The 18,309-nt window shown below is 72.4% G+C and carries 17 protein-coding genes; 12 read left to right on the forward strand and 5 right to left on the reverse strand.

Features of this window, described 5'->3' with window-relative positions:
* Positions 1 to 144 precede the first annotated feature (144 nt).
* From JO379_RS31515 to JO379_RS31550, 8 genes are read left to right on the forward strand one after another with little or no spacing between them, the layout of a single operon-like run.
* Positions 145 to 1,305, forward strand: a complete 1,161-nt coding sequence (locus tag JO379_RS31515; RefSeq protein WP_209518163.1) for an aromatic ring-hydroxylating oxygenase subunit alpha — start codon at positions 145 to 147, stop codon at positions 1,303 to 1,305.
* Positions 1,295 to 2,020, forward strand: coding sequence for a Phenylacetic acid catabolic protein (locus JO379_RS31520; protein WP_242626307.1), 726 nt, complete (start codon positions 1,295 to 1,297; stop codon positions 2,018 to 2,020). The genes JO379_RS31515 and JO379_RS31520 overlap by 11 nt, the downstream gene beginning before the upstream one ends.
* Positions 2,017 to 3,219, forward strand: coding sequence for a radical SAM protein (locus JO379_RS31525; RefSeq protein WP_245381601.1), 1,203 nt, complete (start codon positions 2,017 to 2,019; stop codon positions 3,217 to 3,219). The genes JO379_RS31520 and JO379_RS31525 overlap by 4 nt, the downstream gene beginning before the upstream one ends.
* Positions 3,216 to 7,055 (forward strand): beta-ketoacyl synthase N-terminal-like domain-containing protein, encoded by a 3,840-nt coding sequence (locus JO379_RS31530; RefSeq protein WP_209518165.1) that lies wholly within the window; start codon positions 3,216 to 3,218, stop codon positions 7,053 to 7,055. Before JO379_RS31525 ends, JO379_RS31530 begins: the two co-directional genes overlap by 4 nt.
* Positions 7,045 to 7,395 carry an acyl carrier protein gene (locus tag JO379_RS31535; protein ID WP_130880428.1) on the forward strand — a complete coding sequence of 117 codons (351 nt, stop codon included), beginning with the start codon at positions 7,045 to 7,047 and terminating at the stop codon, positions 7,393 to 7,395. Before JO379_RS31530 ends, JO379_RS31535 begins: the two co-directional genes overlap by 11 nt.
* Positions 7,392 to 8,198 carry a thioesterase II family protein gene (locus tag JO379_RS31540; protein ID WP_209518167.1) on the forward strand — a complete coding sequence of 269 codons (807 nt, stop codon included), beginning with the start codon at positions 7,392 to 7,394 and terminating at the stop codon, positions 8,196 to 8,198. Before JO379_RS31535 ends, JO379_RS31540 begins: the two co-directional genes overlap by 4 nt.
* Positions 8,195 to 9,334 carry a ferritin-like domain-containing protein gene (locus JO379_RS31545; RefSeq protein WP_242626308.1) on the forward strand — a complete coding sequence of 380 codons (1,140 nt, stop codon included), beginning with the start codon at positions 8,195 to 8,197 and terminating at the stop codon, positions 9,332 to 9,334. Before JO379_RS31540 ends, JO379_RS31545 begins: the two co-directional genes overlap by 4 nt.
* Before the next feature lie 46 nt (positions 9,335 to 9,380).
* Positions 9,381 to 9,842, forward strand: coding sequence for an acyl-CoA thioesterase (locus tag JO379_RS31550; protein ID WP_130880430.1), 462 nt, complete (start codon positions 9,381 to 9,383; stop codon positions 9,840 to 9,842).
* 15 nt (positions 9,843 to 9,857) lie between these two features.
* Here JO379_RS31550 and JO379_RS31555 read toward each other — a convergent pair whose 3' ends face one another.
* A complete protein-coding gene (locus JO379_RS31555; RefSeq protein ID WP_209518169.1) occupies positions 9,858 to 11,144 on the reverse strand; it encodes a glycosyltransferase family 4 protein in 1,287 nt (428 codons plus the stop codon).
* 196 nt (positions 11,145 to 11,340) lie between these two features.
* Between JO379_RS31555 and JO379_RS31560 the strand changes: the two genes are divergently transcribed.
* Positions 11,341 to 12,033, forward strand: a complete 693-nt coding sequence (locus JO379_RS31560) for a response regulator transcription factor (RefSeq protein ID WP_130880675.1) — start codon at positions 11,341 to 11,343, stop codon at positions 12,031 to 12,033.
* On the forward strand, positions 12,026 to 13,537 hold the full coding sequence (locus tag JO379_RS31565; protein ID WP_209518171.1) for a sensor histidine kinase: 1,512 nt from the start codon (positions 12,026 to 12,028) through the stop codon (positions 13,535 to 13,537). The genes JO379_RS31560 and JO379_RS31565 overlap by 8 nt, the downstream gene beginning before the upstream one ends.
* Before the next feature lie 39 nt (positions 13,538 to 13,576).
* On the opposite strand, the gene JO379_RS31570 is transcribed toward JO379_RS31565, so the two are convergent.
* From JO379_RS31570 to JO379_RS31580, 3 genes are all read right to left on the reverse strand, one after another.
* Positions 13,577 to 13,846, reverse strand: a complete 270-nt coding sequence (locus tag JO379_RS31570; RefSeq protein ID WP_184732241.1) for a dsRBD fold-containing protein — start codon at positions 13,844 to 13,846, stop codon at positions 13,577 to 13,579.
* A 51-nt stretch (positions 13,847 to 13,897) separates the two neighbouring features.
* The gene (locus JO379_RS31575; protein ID WP_130880433.1) at positions 13,898 to 15,268 is read right to left on the reverse strand and encodes a phosphoribosyltransferase; all 1,371 of its coding nucleotides are present in this window, start codon (positions 15,266 to 15,268) and stop codon (positions 13,898 to 13,900) included.
* Positions 15,269 to 15,401: 133 nt separating this feature from the next.
* Positions 15,402 to 15,827, reverse strand: coding sequence for an HIT family protein (locus tag JO379_RS31580; protein WP_130880434.1), 426 nt, complete (start codon positions 15,825 to 15,827; stop codon positions 15,402 to 15,404).
* A gap of 71 nt (positions 15,828 to 15,898) precedes the next feature.
* Here JO379_RS31580 and JO379_RS31585 point away from each other — a divergent pair, with 71 nt between their 5' ends.
* Both JO379_RS31585 and JO379_RS31590 read left to right on the forward strand, forming a co-directional pair.
* The gene (locus JO379_RS31585) at positions 15,899 to 16,663 is read left to right on the forward strand and encodes a DUF72 domain-containing protein (protein WP_209518173.1); all 765 of its coding nucleotides are present in this window, start codon (positions 15,899 to 15,901) and stop codon (positions 16,661 to 16,663) included.
* A 99-nt stretch (positions 16,664 to 16,762) separates the two neighbouring features.
* Positions 16,763 to 17,254, forward strand: a complete 492-nt coding sequence (locus tag JO379_RS31590; protein WP_130880436.1) for a hypothetical protein — start codon at positions 16,763 to 16,765, stop codon at positions 17,252 to 17,254.
* Positions 17,255 to 17,291: 37 nt separating this feature from the next.
* Here JO379_RS31590 and JO379_RS31595 read toward each other — a convergent pair whose 3' ends face one another.
* Positions 17,292 to 18,137, reverse strand: coding sequence for an ATP nucleotide 3'-pyrophosphokinase (locus tag JO379_RS31595; RefSeq protein ID WP_245381602.1), 846 nt, complete (start codon positions 18,135 to 18,137; stop codon positions 17,292 to 17,294).
* Positions 18,138 to 18,309: the final 172 nt, after the last annotated feature.

Raw genomic sequence — 18,309 nt, forward strand, 5'->3', positions numbered from 1 at the left:
GCGCCCCCAGTGCGGCGCGACACGCCTACAGGCACGGGTGCTGCCCGCATGCCTCGGTCCAGGAAGAGCCAGGAAGAGTCTTCATCCCCCCACCTCACGACTCACCGACCCCTGCGATCCACGTTCGTCCAGGAGGAATCTCCGGTGGATCACGCCTCTCAGGTCCGCATCATCGAGGAATTGCTCGCGTTCGAGGAGCAGCGCACCACGGACATGGCCGGTCAGGACCACGAGTACCACAACCCCGTGTCCGTCTACACCGATCCCTCCCGCTTCGAGGCGGAGGTGGACCGGATCTGGTACCGCACCCCGCTCGCCGTCGGCCACGTGGGGGAGTTCCCCCGGGCGGGCGCGTTCAAGTCCCTCTCGATCGGCAAGGTCCCGCTGCTGGTCGTGCGTGGGAAGGACGATCGCATCAGGGCGTTCGTCAACGTCTGCCGGCACCGCGGCACCGTCCTCGTCGAGGAGCCCGAAGGCCGGGCGAACGCGTTCGCGTGCCCGTACCACGCCTGGACCTACGGGCAGGACGGCGCGCTGCGCCACGTCCCCGACGACTTCGGCTTCCCCACCGTCGCGTCCGCCAAGGACGACTACGGTCTGCGCGAGCTGTGGTGCCAGGAGCACGCCGGCTTCGTGTACGTCCAGGCCGACGGCAGTGCCCCGGAGCGCCCGCTCGGGGACTGGCTCGCCGATGTGGGAACCGACCTGCGCGACCTCGGCCTCGACGACTTCGTGTGCCTGGACGCCTCCCGCGCCCCGCACCCGGTCAACTGGAAGCTGCCGTTCGATATCTTCCTGGAGAACTACCACACCAAGTTCACCCACCGGAAGACGATCTACCCGGTCTTCCTCTCCAACGTGGCGATGTTCGACCACTTCGGCCCGCACATCCGGTGTGTGCTGCCACGCCGGGAGATCACCGAACTCCGGCACATCGACCGGAGCAAGTGGGACCTGGTGGAACAGTCCACCATCCTCTACGTCGTCTGGCCCAACACCATGATCGCGGTGCTGCCCGAGCACGCCGCCGTCTGGCATGTGTACCCGGACGGAGTCGGGCACTGCACCCTGCACTTCTACGCCCTGCTCGCCCGGCGCCTGCACGAGTCCGAGGCCGAACAGGAAACATGGAAGAAGAGCCTGAAGGTGGTGCAGAGGGTCAAGCGCGAGGACGCGGAGCGTTTTCTCTCCATCCAGCGCGGGCTGGAGTCCGGCGCCAACCCGGCGCTGACCTTCGGCCGCTACGAAAAGGCCATCTCCTGGTTCCACCAGAGCATCGAGGAGGCGCTCACGCGTGACCACTGACACCGCGCCGGAGGTTCTCCGGGTCGAGACACCCGAAGAGTTCCGCACGATGCCCGAGGAGTACCAGGAACTGGCCACGCACCAGATGATGGTGCACACCGAGGGTGAACTCTCCGGGGCCGACGACTACTTGCAGATCTTCTTCCCCATCGCGCCCAGTGCCTACGAGCGCAAGGTGTGCTGCGAGCGCGCCGCCGAGGAGGTCGACCATTACATGATCGGTGCCGCGGTCCTCAACGACCTGGGCATCGACACCGACTACATGCTCCACCAGAAGCTGATGGAACGCGGGCTGTACGCGTCCCCCGCCATCCACCGGATCAAGACCTGGCCGCAGCGCGCGCTCTTCTCCTACCTCGGTGAGGACGCCGTCCTGGACCACATCCGGGAGATGGCGCAGAGCAGCTACCGGCCCTGGGCCGAGTCCTTCGACAAGGTCATCAAGGACGAGCTCGTCCACGTCGGGCACGGCCGGCGCATCGTGCGCGAGCTCATCCGCACCCCCGAGGGGCGCGCGGAGGTCCAGGCCACGCTGGACCGCATGTGGCCGTTCATTCTCAGCCTGTTCGGCAGCGACAAGTCCACCCGGTCCCCGCAGTACCTCCGCTGGGGGCTGCGGCAGAAGACGAACGCGCAGGCCCGCGCGGACTTCGTGGCCCGCGTCGTGCCCGAACTCCGGCGCATCGGACTGACCGTACCCGGACCCGCCGCATGAAGCAGTTCCTCCCTGTGCCGCAGGTGCCCGGCCGTTCCCGCCCCGCGACACCGGAGCGGGGCGGCTGGGGACAGCGGCTGCGCCGGATCCTGGCCGCGGACCCCGCACTCCGCGACCGCTTCGACGCCATCCGCCACTACGCGGCCGGCATCCGCGCCTCGGAATACCACCTCACCAACGCCTGCAACATCCGCTGCAAGGGCTGCTGGTTCTTCACCTATGAATTCCAGAAGGCCTCCCGGGAGAACACCGACCTGGCCGACCTCAAGGCCTTCGTGGCCGACGAGGCGGCACGCGGCGTCAACACCGCGCTGCTCATCGGCGGAGAGCCCACCCTCTTCCCCGACCGGATCGCGGTCTACCGCGAGGCCATGGAGCGGGTGACCATCTCCACCAACGGCCTCCGGCGGCTTCCCCGCGCCGGGTTCGAGGACGTCACCGTCGCGATCTCGCTGTTCGGCGGAGGACCGCTGGACGACGAACTGCGGGCCGTCCGGCCGAGCGGAAAGAGGTTCACGGACCTCTTCGGCACCGCCCTCGGCCACTACGCCGACGACCCGCGGGCCGGATTCGTCTACGCCCTGTCCGAGGACGGCATCGACCATATCGAGGACACCGTCCGCCGCATCCACGACAACGGCAACAGGGTGCACTTCAACTTCTACAGCAGCTACGACACCGACGACCCGCTGCGCGGCGTGCGGGGCCGGGAACTCCTCGCGGAAGCGCTGCGCGTGCGCGAGCTCTACCCGGACACCGTCGCCAGCCACCCCTACACGATCGAGGTAATGATCACCGGGGACGCGCACTGGGACTCCTTCGGCTACGACGTGTGCCCCAGCATCAGCGCCCGGCACCCGGCGCACCACTCCCGCACGCGCAACGGAAACCCCGTGCTGCCGCAGTTCAACACCTGGGCCGCGGACCTCGAGACCGTGCACTTCTGCTGTACCAGCGGGCACTGCGAGTCCTGCCGGGACAGTCAGGCGGTCTTCAGCTGGCTCATGGTCAGCCCCCGGCACTTCCTGGAGAGCGCCGAACAGCTGTGGACGTGGGTGCACATCGCGGAGAGCTACTGGAGCCAGTTCTACTGGTCCCCCTTCCACCCCGCCCACCGGACTCCCGGCACCCCGGGCCCAGATCCGGCAACAGCTCCGGCAACAGCACCGGCGACGACAGCACCGCGGGAGGGTGCGTGACCCAGCGGGACCCGAGCATCCCCCACCACCTCACGGGTCGGCGGACCCCCGTATCGAGCCTGGTGGAGGCCGTACGGTTCCGCGCGGCCACCACCCCCGGCCAGACCGGCTACGTCCTGCACCATCCGCGCGACGACGGCTCCGACGACGTCCGGCGGCTTGCCTACGGCGAACTCGACGAGCGCGCCCGGCGCGCCGCCGCCCATCTGCGCGACGGCCACCGCACCGCGGCCGGCGCACAGACAGGCCCCCGCGCCCTCCTGCTGTACCCGCCGCCGTCGGCCGACTACATCGCCGCCTTCTTCGGCTGCATGTACGCCGGATTCCTTCCCGTGCCCGCCTACCCGCCGATGACCCCCGACCAGTGGGGCGCGCTCGCCGCCGTGATCGCCGACTGCGAAGCGGAGGTGGTGTGCACCACGGCCGACCTCCAGGAGTACGTCACCTCCTCCCTCGCCTCGGCGGGCGTCACCACGGTACGCACCGTGGCCACCGACCGGCCCGCCCCGCCTCTCGACGAGGCAGCGATCCACCACCCCGGCCCCGACGCCGTGGCATTCCTGCAGTACACCTCCGGCAGCACCGGCCGGCCCAGGGGAGTGGTCGCCCTCCAGCGCAACGTCCTGGCGAACCTCGAAGTGATCGAGTCGGCGTTCGGTCACGGCCCCGCGTCCACCGGGGTGATCTGGCTGCCGCCGTACCACGACATGGGACTGATCGGCGGCATCCTCACCCCCCTGCACCAGGGCTTCCCCGTGCACCTCAGCTCACCGCTGGCCTTCCTGCGCGACCCCCTCTCCTGGCCGCGCCTGATCTCCCAGGTGGGAGCCACCACCAGCGGCGGCCCGGACTTCGCCTACGCGCTGTGCGCCCGCAAGGCACGGCCGCAGGACGTGGCCGAGCTGCGACTGGACACCTGGGACGTGGCGTTCAACGGCGCCGAGATGCTGCGCCCGCGCACCCTGGACGACTTCACGTCCGTCTTCGCCCCCGCCGGCTTCCGCCGCTCCGCCTTCCTGGCCTGCTACGGGCTCGCCGAGAGCACCCTGATGGTCACCGGCACGCCCAAGCACCGCGAGCCCCTGGTGCTCCCCGGCGACGCGGCGGTGGCCAGCGGCGAGCCCGGCGACGGCGAGCTGCTCATCGCCACCCCGGACGGGCAGCGGATCACCGACGACGGACGGGAGGGCGAGATCTGGCTGCGCGGACCGAGCGTGTGCGAGGGGTACTGGGGCCGCCCGGAGGACAGCGCGGCGGCCTTCGGCGCCCGCCTCGCCGACGGCAGCGGCCCGTATCTGCGCACCGGCGACCTCGGATACCTGCACGACGGGCAACTCGTGGTCGTCGGACGCCTGAAGGAACTCATCATCGTGCGCGGCCGGAACATCGCCCCGGCCGCCGTGGAGGACGCCGCCTGGCGGAGCGCCCCGGCCCTGCGCCCGGGCTGCGTGGCCGCGTTCGCCCTCGACGGAGTGCACGGCGAGGAGGTCGCCGTCGTCGCCGAGGTGCGCCGCCGCGACCCGGCGGGCGGCGGCCCCGTCGAGGCCGCCCTCTTCGACGAAGCGGTGCGGGAGGTCAGAGCCGCCGTGGCCCGGGCCTGCGGCGTCGCCGTACGGCTCGTCGTCCTCGTACCACCGGGCACCGTCCCGAAGACCACCAGCGGCAAGGTGCGCCGCTCCCTCTGCCGCGATCTGCTGCTCCGGGGCGCCCTGACCGCACTGCACCGGGCCGACTCCGGCGGCGGCCCGGCCCCGCGCCCGGCCGCCGCCCGGCCCTCGCACGGCGGTCCCACCCTCGCGGAGGCCGTGATACGACAGGCGGTGGCGGCCGTGCTCCGCGTGCCCGCGGACACCGTGGACCGCCACCGCCCCTGGAACGAACTGGGCCTCGATTCCCTCGGCCTCACCGAGCTGGCGGCGTGCCTGGAGGAACGGACCGGCACCGAGGTCCCGGTGGGCATGCTCTTCGACCATCCCGGCATCGCCGCCCTCGCCGACGCACTGGAACGGCGCAGCCGCCCCGCCGCCACCGCACGCGACGGATCCACCGCCACCGCCCGGCCGGCCGGCTCCCCGGACCCCGCGGCCCTTTTTGCCGGCCGCGAGCCCATCGCCGTCGTCGGCATGGCCTGCCGCTTTCCCGGCGGCGCCGACGACCCGGACGCGTACTGGGGACTCCTCCGGCGCGGCCTCGACGCCACCGGAGATGTCACGGACGAGCGCGCCCGGCTGCTCGGCGACGACACCCGCACCGGCCGACAGCGGCTCGGCGCCCTGGAGGGCGTCGAGTACTTCGACGCGCCCCTGTTCGCGGTGAGCGTCCCCGAGGCACGGGCGATGGACCCCCAGCACCGGCTGTTGCTGGAGACCACCTGGGCGGCCCTGGAGGACTCGGGCACCGACCCGCTCGGGCGGCGCGGCTCGCGCACCGGCGTGTACGTGGGCATCTCCGCCGCGGACTACGCGCGGATCGCCGAACGGTCACCGCTGTCCCGGTTCTCCGCCGTCGGCGCCAGCCCCTCGGTCGCGGCCGGGCGCCTGGCATACCACTTCGGACTGCGCGGACCGGCCCTGTCCGTCGACACCGCCTGCTCCTCCTCACTGACGGCCGTGCACCTGGCGGTCTCGGCACTGCGCCTCGGCGAGTGCGAACAAGCCGTCGTCGGCGGGGTGAACCTGGTGCTCGCACCGGAGCCGACCGCCGCCCTGGACCGGCTCGGTGTGCTGTCCCCCTCCGGCCGCTGCCTGCCGTTCGACGCGGCGGCCGACGGTTACGTACGAGGCGAGGGATGCGGTGTCGTCATCCTCATGCCGCTGTCGGCCGCCCGGGAGCAGGGACTGCCGGTGCGAGCGGTCATCCGCGGCAGCGCCCTGGACCACAACGGCACGGGCAACGGCATCACCGCCCCCTCCGGTCTCGCCCAACGGGACGTCATCACCGCGGCGTTGCGGGACGCCGGCCTGCCCGCGTCCCGCGTCGGCTATCTGGAGGCCCACGGCTCGGGCACCGTGCTGGGCGACGCCGTCGAGCTGGGTTCCGCGGCGGTCCTCGTCGACGGCAGAGACCGTCCGCTGTATCTGGGCTCGGTCAAGGGCGTCCTCGGCCACCTGGAGGCGGCGGCGGGCATCGCGGGCCTGATCAAGACGGTCCTCGCCCTCGAACACGGCGAGATCCCCCCGACCCGCGGCGAACGCGGCCCGAACACCACGGCGGACTGGGCGGGCGGGCGGCTGGCGGTGACCGCCGAACCGGTCCCGTGGCCCGCCCACGACGACGCGCCCCGCGCCGCCGGAGTCAGCTCGTTCGGCTTCAGCGGCACCAACGTCCACGTCGTCCTCGAACAGGCGCCGACGCCCGAGCCGCACACCGAACGGCTGCCGTCGCCGGCCCGGCCGGACCGGCGCTTCGCCGTCCCCCTCTCCGCCCGCACCGACGCCGCGCTGCGCGCGAGCGTCGAGCGGCTCGCCGCGGCGCTCCGCCGCACCCCCCACGAACTGGGCGACGTCGCGGGCACCTTGGCCTGGCACCGGCCGGTCCTCACCGCGCGCGTGGCCTTCCAGGCCCGCGAGACGGCGGAACTGCTCGACGCCATGGACAAGTGGCTCACCGACCCCCCTCTCCCGGGCGACACCCCTCTTCCGGGTGACGCGCCGGACCGGGCGGCCGCGCAGGGCCCCCAGGACCCTTACGGCACCGCCTGCGCCCGGTTCGTCACCGACGGCACCCTCGCCGGAATACGCACCCTCGCCCCCGAACCGTTCCGGCGGGTGCGCCTGCCGTCGTACCCCTTCGAACGACGCCCCTACTGGATCGGCGGAGGCCGACGTGACCGATGATCTGACCTCTCCCCTTCCCGTCATGGCCCCCGACGCGGCGCTCGGGATCCTCACCGACCGGGAGGCCGACGCCGACCCCGAGCTGATGCGGGGTGCCGCACTCGTCCATCTCATCGCTCTGGTGCGACAGGGGCTGGAACTGGACGACACGGAGGACGTTCCCGTCGACGTCCCCGTCGACCAGCTCGGCGTGGACTCCCTGCTCGCCCTGGAGATCGGCGACCACGTCTTCGACGCGACCGGTGCCGTACTGACCGTGGAGGACGTCGCCCAGCGTCCCACCCTCGGCGGGCTGGCCGCGCTGATCGTCGCCGACCTGCGACAGCAGCGGGCCACGTGACGCCGGTGTCCGTGCTGTGCGTCCCCTACGCGGGTGCCACCGGCCTGGCCTACGCCAGGCTGTCCCGCCGGGCGGGCCCGGAGCTGCGCTTCACCGGGCTCGACCTGCCGGGGCGCGGCGGGCTCGCGGACCGCCCGCCGCCCCGTGACGTGGCGGGAGCGGTGGCCGCGCTGTCCGCCCAGGCCGCCCCCGTGGCGGGTGCGGGCGTGCCGTACGCGGTGCTCGGGCACAGCCTGGGCGCCTTGCTGGCCCACAGGCTGACGGCGGCCCTGTCGCGGGGGCCGCACCAAGGTCCGCGGACGCCACCGAGTCTGCTCGTGGTCTCCTGCTGCCCGCCGCCGCATCTCGCGGACCGGCTGGGCGCGGGGGCGGAGGAACTGCTCGGTGCCGCCGCCCGCGAACTGCGGGCCACCTCCGGGCGTGCCGGGGCGGACCGCACCTGGGCGGCGGGCCGGCCGGACCTGGAGCTGGGCCGTGAACTGACCGGTGGCGCGGGCCCGCCGGACGGGGGACCCCGGCCGGTGGACGTCCCCGTGCTGGCGTTGTACGGCGCCGACGACCCCCTCTTCCCCGGCCGGGCCGTGCGGGGCTGGGAGCGATGGACGCGTGCCGGCTTCACGGCACGGGAGGTGCCGGGCGGTCACTTCTGCTTCCGCGAGCACGCCGCCGCGTACGTCACGGCGATCCGGGAGGCGCTGCACGGCATCGTGCCCGGCCCCGGTGGGCCGGCGGCGGACGACCGGCAGGCGGCACGGCTCAAGGGCGTCAGGACATCCCGAGGCGATGAGGTGTGGCGGGCATGAACAGCACGAGGATGGCGGACACGGGGGAGACGACGACGTCGTCCTTCGAGGTCCCGGCCTCCGGCACGAGCCGGATGACCTGGGACTACGACATCACCGACGAGCGGCTGATGGCGCTCTACCAACGGGGCAAGGACCGCCAGTGGGACGCGACCTCGCGGATTCCCTGGCATCTGGAGGTGGACCGGGCCAACCCGCTGGGCCAGAGCGAGGAGTTGCTGCCCATCCACGGATCACGCGACTGGCAGCGGTTCCACCACGACCGCCGGTTCGTGGCGGATGTGTTCCTGCACACCACGGCATGGCAGTTCAGCCAGTTCCTGCACGGGGAACAAGGCGCTCTGGTGTGCGCCTCGCGGATCGTGGAGACGGTTCCGGGGATGGAGGCGAAGTTCTACGCCAGCACCCAAGTGGTCGACGAGGCACGTCACTTGGAGGCGTACTCCCGCTTCGTCAACGACAAACTCGGGCTGATGTACCCGGTCAACCCCGCGCTGCGCACCCTGCTGGGCCAGACGCTCGCGGACTCGCGGTGGGACATCCCGTACCTGGGGATGCAGGTGCTGATCGAAGGGCTGGCGCTGGCGGCCTTCGGGCTGCTGCGGGACGCCACCGCGCACACCGCCCCGCTGCCGCACGCCCTGCTCGCCTATGTGATGCAGGACGAGGCCCGGCATGTGGCGTTCGGACGGATGGCGCTCAAGGACCTGTACGCGGACCTCTCCGACGCGGAACGCAAGAGCCGCGAGGAATTCGTGATCGAGGGGTCGCATCTGCTGTTCCAGCGGTTCCGGGGCGACGAGATGTGGGACGCGCTGGGTCTCGACACCGCCGACTGCGTGGCGAGCGCGGACCGGTCGCCCTCGATGCGGGCGTACCGCAAGCTGTTGTTCAGCCGGATCGTGCCCGCTCTGCGCGACATCGGCCTGTGGAGCGACCGGGTGGCGCGGGAATACGAGAAGCTGGGCGTGCTGGAGTGGGCGAAGGAGGACCTGGACAGCCTGATGCGCCGGGACGAGGATGTCGCCCGGGCCGCCGAACGCCAGCAGCGCGAGCTGGCCGTGCGGCACGCCCAGGTCGCCGAGACCCTCGCGATGGGGTCACCGGAAACGGGCGACGTGACCACGACGAGCTGATCCCGCTCGGGGGGCCGGTGCGGGACCGACGGGAGGACCGATCCGCGTGACATCCGGCAAGCCCTTGGACACCGACACGTCCCGATTCCGCTGCGTCCTGCGGTTCACCGCGCCGTTCCACGACGTCGACATGCTCGGTCACGTCAACAGCGTGGCGTATGTGCGCTGGGCGGAGAGCGCCCGCGCGGCGTATCAGATCGACGTGTTGAAGGAGGACGTGGACGGCCCGCGTGGCTTCGTGGTCGGGCGCCTCTCCCTCTCCTACTTCCAGCCGCTGCGCTTCCGCGACCCGGTCAGCGTGGGCATCCGCGTGGCCCGGATCGGGGCGAAGTCCTTCGACTTCGCGTATCTGATGTGGCGGGACGGCGATGGCGCGGTGGCGGCCGCCGGCGAGACCGCGATGATCGCCTACAACGCGGTGGACGGACATTCCATCCCCGTGCCGGACGCCTGGCGTGACGCCGTCACGGAATTCGAGGCGATCCCGCCGGAAGGTCCGCAGCGCTGACCGGCACCTCACGGGTCATTCCGCCGACGCCCGGCACTTCTTCAGCACATCGCGGGCCGTCGAACGCAGGGTGTGTGCGGTGTCGATCGTGCTGGTACGCGCTCGGTGTGCGATGTCCCGCGCGGGACCGAGCGAGCGTCGTCCGGGGCCGCGACGAAGCAGGTCCTGATAGAGCGCCAGGTGACGCTCGGCAATGCGCGCCGGGTCGAAGCGGGCCGAGTTCTCCAAGGCCGCCTCGCCCATGCGCTGCCGTAGCTCGTCGTTGCCCACCAGTTCGAGGAGTGCGGCCGCGATGGCGCCGGCGTCACCGGGGCGGACGAGGCGTCCGTCGACCCGGTCTTCGATGATCTCGCGCGGTCCGGCGGGGCAATCCGTGGAGACGACGGGCAGACCGCAGCGCATCGCCTCGACGATGGTCATGCCGAACGATTCGTGGTCGGAGGTGGAGGCGGCGATGGAACCCCTCGCCCACTCCGCTTCCATCGGATGGGCTCTGCCCATGAGCCGGGCGTTGCGGCCCAGTCCGAGTTCACCGATCAGGGCGGACAGATTGTCCTTCTCGTTGCCGGCGGCTTCGCCACCGCCGAAAATGCGCAGCTGCCAGTCCGGGTGGAGGGCGACGACCTCGGAGAAGGCCCGGATGAGCAGGTCGTACCGCTTCACCGAAGTGAGCCGGCCCGCCGCCACGATCACCTTGCCGGCGCCGTCGGCCGGTTCGACGCGGGCGGCGGGAACACTGTTCGGTATGGCCTCCACCCTCATCCCGGGCAGGCCGAGCTGCCGGTAGGCGTGGGCGTCGGCCTCGGTGACGGTGGTGAGGGCGTCCAGCAGTTGATAGCGGTGGCGTATCTCGTGCCGCATCCGCAGACCATGGCCCGACAGGGTCAGGTGTTCCTGCCCCACCCTGATGGCCGCACGGTGCGCCTGGCGGGCGATGTGGACGTTCAGTCCCGGTCTGGTCCCGACGATCACATGGGCGTCCAGCCCCGACAGGTACCGGCCGATACGTTCGTCCGTGAGGCGGCTGTACTGCTTGTGCCGCCCGTCCGCCCGGGGAAAGACCCTGGCGGGCTGTGCGTGGCGGGGATCGTCACCGTCGTGGTCCGCGGAGCCGGGGCGCAGGTCGACCAGAGGGGTCAGGCGCACCGTGGGGGGTGCGCCCATGGCCGGCACCTTGCGGTGGCGCAGCACTGAGATGATCTCCACTTCATGGTGCTCCGCCAGCGCCGCCGCCAGATTGAACGTCGACCTGATCGTGCCGCCGATGCCGTAGGCGTTGTGGAGCAGGAAGGAAATACGCATGCGGCGGCACGCCTCTCGGTGGTGCGAAGGGGTGGCAGGCGGCGGGCACGGACCGGAGGCCGAAGCGTGGTGCGCCGTTCGACAACGGCCAAGGACGCCGCGGGTGGGCACCACTATGCGCAGCTCATCCTTAACCGTTCCTGAAGCCCGCTGTGTGCGCGGTGGGCCGCCTGTGCGGCAGTGCCATGCTGGCGTGGTGGATATTCTGGTGGTGGAGGACGATCCGGTGATCGCGGCCGCTGTGCGCGACGGCCTGGAGGCCGAGGGATACACCGTCACGCACACGGCGGACGGCCTGTCCGCGGTGGAGCTCGGCAGCACGGGCGGGTTCGCGGCCATCGTCCTGGACGTCATGCTGCCGTCGCTGAACGGTTTCGCCGTATGCGCACGGCTCAGGGCCCTGGGCACCGACACCCCGGTGCTGATGCTGACGGCCAGGGACGAGGAACTCGACGAGGCACGCGGTCTGGACACCGGCGCGGACGACTATCTGACGAAGCCGTTCTCCCTGGTCGTCCTCACCGCGCACCTGCGGGCACTGATCCGCCGCAGTACCCGTACCGTCGCGGGCGCGGACCAGCAGGACGTGCTGCGCGCGGGCGACCTGTGGCTGGACGCGCAGGGGCGCACCTGCGGGCGCGGCGACGAGCGCATCGACGTCACCGGCCAGGAGTTCGCGGTACTGGAAGTCCTGATGCGCGAGCCGGGCCGGGTGCTGTCGAAGGAGACCATCCTCGGCGAGGCCTGGGACATGGCCTACCGGGGCGGGACGAGCATCGTCGAGGTGTACATCAGCCTCCTGCGCCGCAAGATCGACCACCCGTACGGCACCCGGAGCATCGTGACCGTCCGGGGACACGGCTACCGCCTGGACGACTCGCATGCCTGATCCCGTTCCCCCGATTCCCGCCCGGAGGTTCCTGCGGTGGGCGCGGCTGCCCACCCGGGCCCGTACCGCTCTCGCCGCGGGCGCCGCCGCCCTGATCCTCGCGGGCGTCGGCGCGTGGTGGCTGCACCACGACGTGTACACCACCCAGATGACGGCTGCCCGCGGCCGTGCCTTGGCCCAGTCCCGCGCGGTCGCGGCGGAGTTCGCCCGCGTCCAGGCCAGGGACCGGGACGCCACCAGCGACCTCATCGACGTGTGGCCGGTGGTGATCATCGGCCCGAGCGGTCCGTTCGCGTCCTGGCTCCCCGAGGCGTTCCCCGACACGGCCGGAACGCTCCCGCCCGCGCCCGCGTCGGCGCGACCCGGCTGGGGGACCTTCGTGCCGGTCCGCTTCGGCACGCCGGCCGCATCCTGCCGGCGGGACCCCTCGCTCACCACGTCCGGAGATCCCGCCCCCGACTGCCGCGCGAAAGCCGCGCCCTTGACCGGACAGACCCTGGACATGGCCGGCACCAGCGTGGAAATCCACACCCCCGGCTCCTCGACGGTCCCCGCGGGCCGTTACACCGTCTATGTCGCCGTCACCCGGACCGCGGCGGCCGAAGCAGCCGACGCGCTCATCCCGGCCCTGGCCGGCGCGGTCCCGCTGGCCGCTGTGATCGTCGCCCTCAGCGCCTGGGCGGCAACCGCCCGCGCCCTGCGCCCCGTCGAAGCCATCCGCACCCGCCTGGCCACCGTCGACCAGCCGGGCGCGGGCACCCGCGTCCCCGTCCCCGCGGCCGAGGACGAGATCACCCGCCTGGCCCGCACCACCAACCACACCCTCGACGTCCTCGACGCCCACGCCCGACGCCAACGCCAATTCATCGCCGATGCCGCCCACGAACTGCGCAGCCCCGTCACCGGCCTGCGCGCCACCCTCGAAGTCGCCCTCACCCACCCCCAACGGCCCGGCGCCCTCACCAACGCCCTCCAGGCCACGACCGGACTGCAGCACCTCGTCGACGACCTCCTCACCCTCGCCCGCCTCGACAACGCCCCCACCTCACCGGCGGCCGGGACCCGGGTCGACCTCACCGACCTCACGCAAGAACTCCTCGTCGAACTTCCTCACACCCACCCCGGGGCCACCCCACGTCTCACCCTCCATGCCCCCGACGACCCCGTCACCGTCCCGGGCGACCGTGACCAACTGCGCCGCCTGCTGCGCAACCTCCTCGACAACGCGGCCCGCCACGCCGACACCCAGGTCACCGTCACCCTCGACGCCCGGCCCGGATGGGTGGAATGCACCGTCCACAACGACGGCGATCCCGTCCCCGCGGCAGACCGTGAACGCATCTTCGAGCGCTTCACCCGTCTCGACGAAGCGCGTGCCCGCGACACCGGCGGCAGCGGCCTCGGTCTCGCCATCGCCCGGGACATCGCCCACCACCACCGGGGCACCCTCGCCGCCACGGCGACCGGTCACGGCGCGGCCTTCCTCCTCCGGCTCCCCCGCTAGCGGTGGTCGGCCGGACCGGGAATGCGGACCCGTTGCGGATCAGTGCGTCAGATGCGCTTCCAGATGCGTGACCTCCTCGATGTCGACACCCGCCTTGTCGAGCAACTGGTGGGCGAGGTTGTTCAGCGCGCGGGCCGCGGCGACCTCCTCGCCGACCCGCTGCTGTCCGGGGTCGTCGGGGTGCCGGTGGGCGATTCCCTGGGCCATCAGCTCCGTCCCGTCGTGCAGGCGCAGCCGCACGGCGGCCTGGGTCATGGCATCGACCTCACGGAACTCCATGTCGATGGCGCAGTCGACGATCGTCTCCATGGCGATCACTTCCCGTGTGTGCGTTGAGTTGTGCGCTTCTCGCGGGTCCCCTCAGGGGCCCGACGCGGTGGGTGCGGGCGGGGCCCGGTGGCCGCCGGAACCTCCGCCGAGGTGCCCGGTGAACCAGTCGCGGGCGAGTTCCGCGACGGCGTCGAGCGTTCCCGGCTCCTCGAAGAGGTGGGTGGCACCCGGCACGACCGCCAGTTGCCTCTCGCACGTCAACCGGTCCGCAGCCTGCCGGTTGAGGTCGAGCACGGTCTCGTCGTGGCCGCCGACCACGAGCAGGGTCGGCGCCGTGACCTCGGGCAGCCGCGGCCCGGCGAGGTCGGGGCGACCGCCCCGGGAGACCACCGCGGCGATGTCCGTCCCGGAGGCCGCCGCGTCGGCCGCCGCCCACAGGGCCGCCGCCGCGCCGGTACTCGCACCGAAGTAGCAGACGGGCGGGGGCGCCGGGCCGGGCGACTCGCGGCGCAGCCACCGTGTCACCTCCGTCAGCCGCCGGGCCAGGGGCTCCACAGCGAACACGTTCGCCCGGTCCTGCTCCTCGGCGGGGGTGAGGAGGTCGAAGAGGAGCGTGCCCAGCCCCGCCTCGGTGAGGACGCCCGCCACCGCGCGGTTGCGGGGGCTCAGCCGGCTGCTGCCGCTGCCGTGCGCGAAGACCACGAGACCGGGGGCGCCGGCCGGCAGGTCCAGATCACCGGCGAGCGTGACACGGCCGCCGTCCACCGGGATCTCCAGCGGGCCCGGCACCGCCCGGGCGCCGCCCGGCCCGGGGTTGCCGGGCCGCTCCGCCGTGCTGCGCCGCAGCAGTTCGACGACTTCGTCGTCCGAGGTCTGGTCGAAGTCCCGGTACCACTCGCCGACCGCGGAGAAGCCCGCCGGTGTCGAGAGACAGACCAGCTCGTCCACTTCCGCACCGAGCGCCGTCACCGCGTCCGGGGGCGCGACGGGCACGGCCAGCACCACCCGGGCGGCGCCGTGGGCCCGCGCCACCTGGCACGCGGCCGACGCCGTCGAGCCGGTGGCGATGCCGTCGTCGACCACGACCGCCGTACGGCCGTCCAGCGGGATGCGCGGCCGTCCGCCACGGAAGCGTTCCGCGCGCCGGACGAGCTCCGCCTCCTCGCTCCGCTGGACCTCGGCGAGATCCTCCTCGTCGACCCGGCTCATCCGGACGATGTCGTCACGTACGACGCGCACGCCCCCCTCGCCGATGGCGCCGAAGCCGAGCTCCCGGTGGTACGGCACGCCGAGCTTGCGGACGAGGATCACATCGAGCGGCGCGTGCAGCGCCCGGGCGACCTCGAAGGCCACGGGGACGCCGCCGCGCGGCAGGCCGAGCACGACCGGATGGTCCCCGCGCAGATACTCCAGCCGCTCCGCCAGTTGCCGCCCGGCATCCTCACGGTCGTCGAATCGCATCACGCACCTCCGGCCCGGGTCCGGTCCGGCCCCGGCAGACGAGGGGAATCGGGACGAGAGTCGCTATACGTCCAATATCCTCACATTCGGCCCGATAGTCCATGCGATGGCGGAGGTGCGGTGGCTCGGCCCCTCAACGGGGCTCCAGCGCCGCCCGCACCCGCGCCGCCGTGTCCGCCGCCTCCTCGTCCGAGGCGTACCGGCTCCGCGGCCAGAAGAAACCGCGCAGACCGTCCTTGGGGTTGCGCGGCACGACGTGTACATGAAAGTGCGGCACGGACTGGCTGATCCGGTTGTTCGCGGCCACGAACGACCCGGCGGCGTCCATGCCGCGCTCCACCGCCCCGGCGATCAGCCGCACCCGGGTGAAGAACGGCCCCACGTCCTCCGCCGGCACATCGGTGAGCGTCTCCACGTGCCGTCTCGGCACCACCAGGACATGGCCGGGAAAGAGCGGCCGCGCGTCCAGGAACGCCACCGCCGTCTCGTCCTCGAACACCCGGTGACCGGGCTGCTCGCCCGCCATGATCGCGCAGAAGACGCAGTTCACGACACCCATCAACTCCCCGTCGGTCGATCCGTGGCGAAATTATCCGTGACACCCGTGGCCGGAGGGGGCAGGGATCACTCATGCCCCTTCTCGTCGGTACCTCGGGATGGCAGTACAAGGACTGGCGCGGCGGCCTCTACCCCGCCGATCTGCCGCAACGGCTGTGGCTCGAGGAGTACGCCCGGCGCTTCGCGACCGTGGAGAACAACAACGCCTTCTACCGGCTCCCCACCCCGGAGACCTTCGCCGCCTGGCGTGACCGTACCCCGGAGGGGTTCGTCATGGCGGTCAAGGCGAGCCGCTACCTGACCCACATCAAGCGGCTGCGCGACCCCGAGGAACCGGTGGCGCGGCTGATGCGGCACGCCGCCGGGCTGGGGGACCGGCTCGGGCCCGTCCTCCTGCAGCTGCCGCCCACCCTCCGAGCCGACCCCGCCACGCTGGACACCGCCCTCGCCTGTTTCCCCGCCGGGGTCCGGGTGGCCGTCGAACCCCGGCACGCGTCATGGTGGACCGACGAGGTGCGGGCCGTCCTGGAGCACCGCGGGGCCGCGCTCTGCTGGGCGGACCACGACTCCCGCCCGGTGACCCCGCTGTGGCGCACGGCGGACTGGGGATACGTGCGATTCCACTGCGGCCGGGCCGAACCGTGGCCCCGCTACGGGCGCCACGCCCTGACGAGCTGGGTGCGGCGCGTCACCGAGAGCTGGCCCGACGGTGCCGATGTGTACTGCTACTTCAACAACGACCCCGGCGGCGCCGCCGTCCACGACGCCGCGGTCTTCGCGCGGGTGGCCGCCGGGCAGGAGCGCACGGTCAGCCGCACGCCGACCGCGCACGGCTGAACGGGCGTCAGGCGCCCCGAGCGGGCCCTCGCACGGGTGCGCCCGGAGTTACCCGGGGGTGTGTGCACGGCGGTCCGGCGGGCACCGTACGGTGATCGGATGACCCACGCCGTTGATGTTGTCGAAGCCGCCGCGATCGCCCTGCACCAGGGCTCCTGGATCCCCAGTGGCGACGAGCGCGCCCTGGGCCAGGCGTTCTTCTCCCACCGCGCGGCGCTGGAGCAGCGCCTGCTGCCCGGCATGCCCGCGAGCCAGGACCCGCAGGGGTGGGTGACCCAGCACGTGCTGTGGCTCCAGGACGCGGCCGCCCTTGCCGACCAGCTCGTCGCCCAGTGGTACGCCTACCTGCCCGGCAGTTACATGACGGCGCTGCTCGCCGCCTACGCCGACCGGATCCGTCCCGTCCTCCCGCTCGCGGCCCGGTTGCACGAGTCGTGGGAGGCCGAGCGTCCCGAGCCGCTCACGCAGGAGACGGTCGCCTGGTGGGAGGAGTGGCACGTGCCCGCCGCCGAGCGGAAGCAGCTGGACGAGCTGACGCATCAGACGATCATCATCGGGTCGGTGCTGATCACGGCGGTGGGCGACAACTGACCGGGACCGGCCGCCCACCGCCGTGCACGACGGGCCGTCAGCCGACGGGCATCTTCGTCGCGGCAGGCGCCCCCGGGGGCGGCACGGGCACCGGCTGGGAGAGGCCGGCGGGCACCCGCGAGCCCGGGGCGGCGAGCCCCGCCGCGCCGGCCGGCACGGGGACGGCCGCGAAGATCGCGTCCTGCTGCGCCTGGAGCTCCTTCACCCGCTCCGGCGGGGTCCCGGGCAGGCGCTGCTCCTCATAGATCCTGTGCGTGTCCAGCTGGGCCTTCTTGCTGGCCGGGGTGTGGAACTGCACCTCGTACGCGTGCCCCCACCGCGGCTCGCGCCAGGCGGAGTTGATGCCCTTGTAGCCCTTGGGCCGGTCCCAGGTGTTGGACCACTTCACGGAGTCGTCGCCCCACGCGGACAGCAGGGACGCGGCGAGGGTGACGCCGGTGGTGTATTTCCCGTCGGGCCACTGCAGGGTGTAGCGCACCGAGTCCTTCATGGTGTCCAGGGCCTGGTTGACGGTCTGCCCCGGTGTTTCCTTCATCGAGGTGGCGACCTTGCGCTTCAGCGAGTCCGGCGACTTCAGGCGCTGGTCGAAGCCGATGAGCTCGGCCTCGCTCAGGACGGCCGCCGCCCGCACACGCGGACTGATCTCCTTCTCCGCCTGCTCGGCCTGCTTGAGGAAGGCGTCCACGGCGCTGTTGTCGGCGGCGCCCAGCTCCAGCCCGTCCCCGCGCCAGCCGTCGTCGCGGGCGGCGCTCTTGCTCGTCCTGCCCGCCCCGTCCGCCGGGCCGGCCGCGGCCCACGCGGCCGTCGGCGCCATTCCCGCACCCAGCGCCGCGGCCAGCGCGGCAGCCACCGCACCCCGACGTCCCCTGACCAGCGTCCCCATGGAGACTTCCTTCCTGTACCGCGTCCGGATCGTGTGCCGGCCCGGCGCACGGAATCCGCGCGCCGGGCCGGGCAGACGATCAACGCGGGGGAGCGGCCATCGGTTCGCGGACGACCCCCGCCCCAGGGGCTATTTGACTCGATCACGACGGTCCAGGGCGAGAAATCGTCGG

The organism is Streptomyces syringium (assembly GCF_017876625.1).
GTDB classification, from domain to species: domain Bacteria; phylum Actinomycetota; class Actinomycetes; order Streptomycetales; family Streptomycetaceae; genus Streptomyces; species Streptomyces syringius.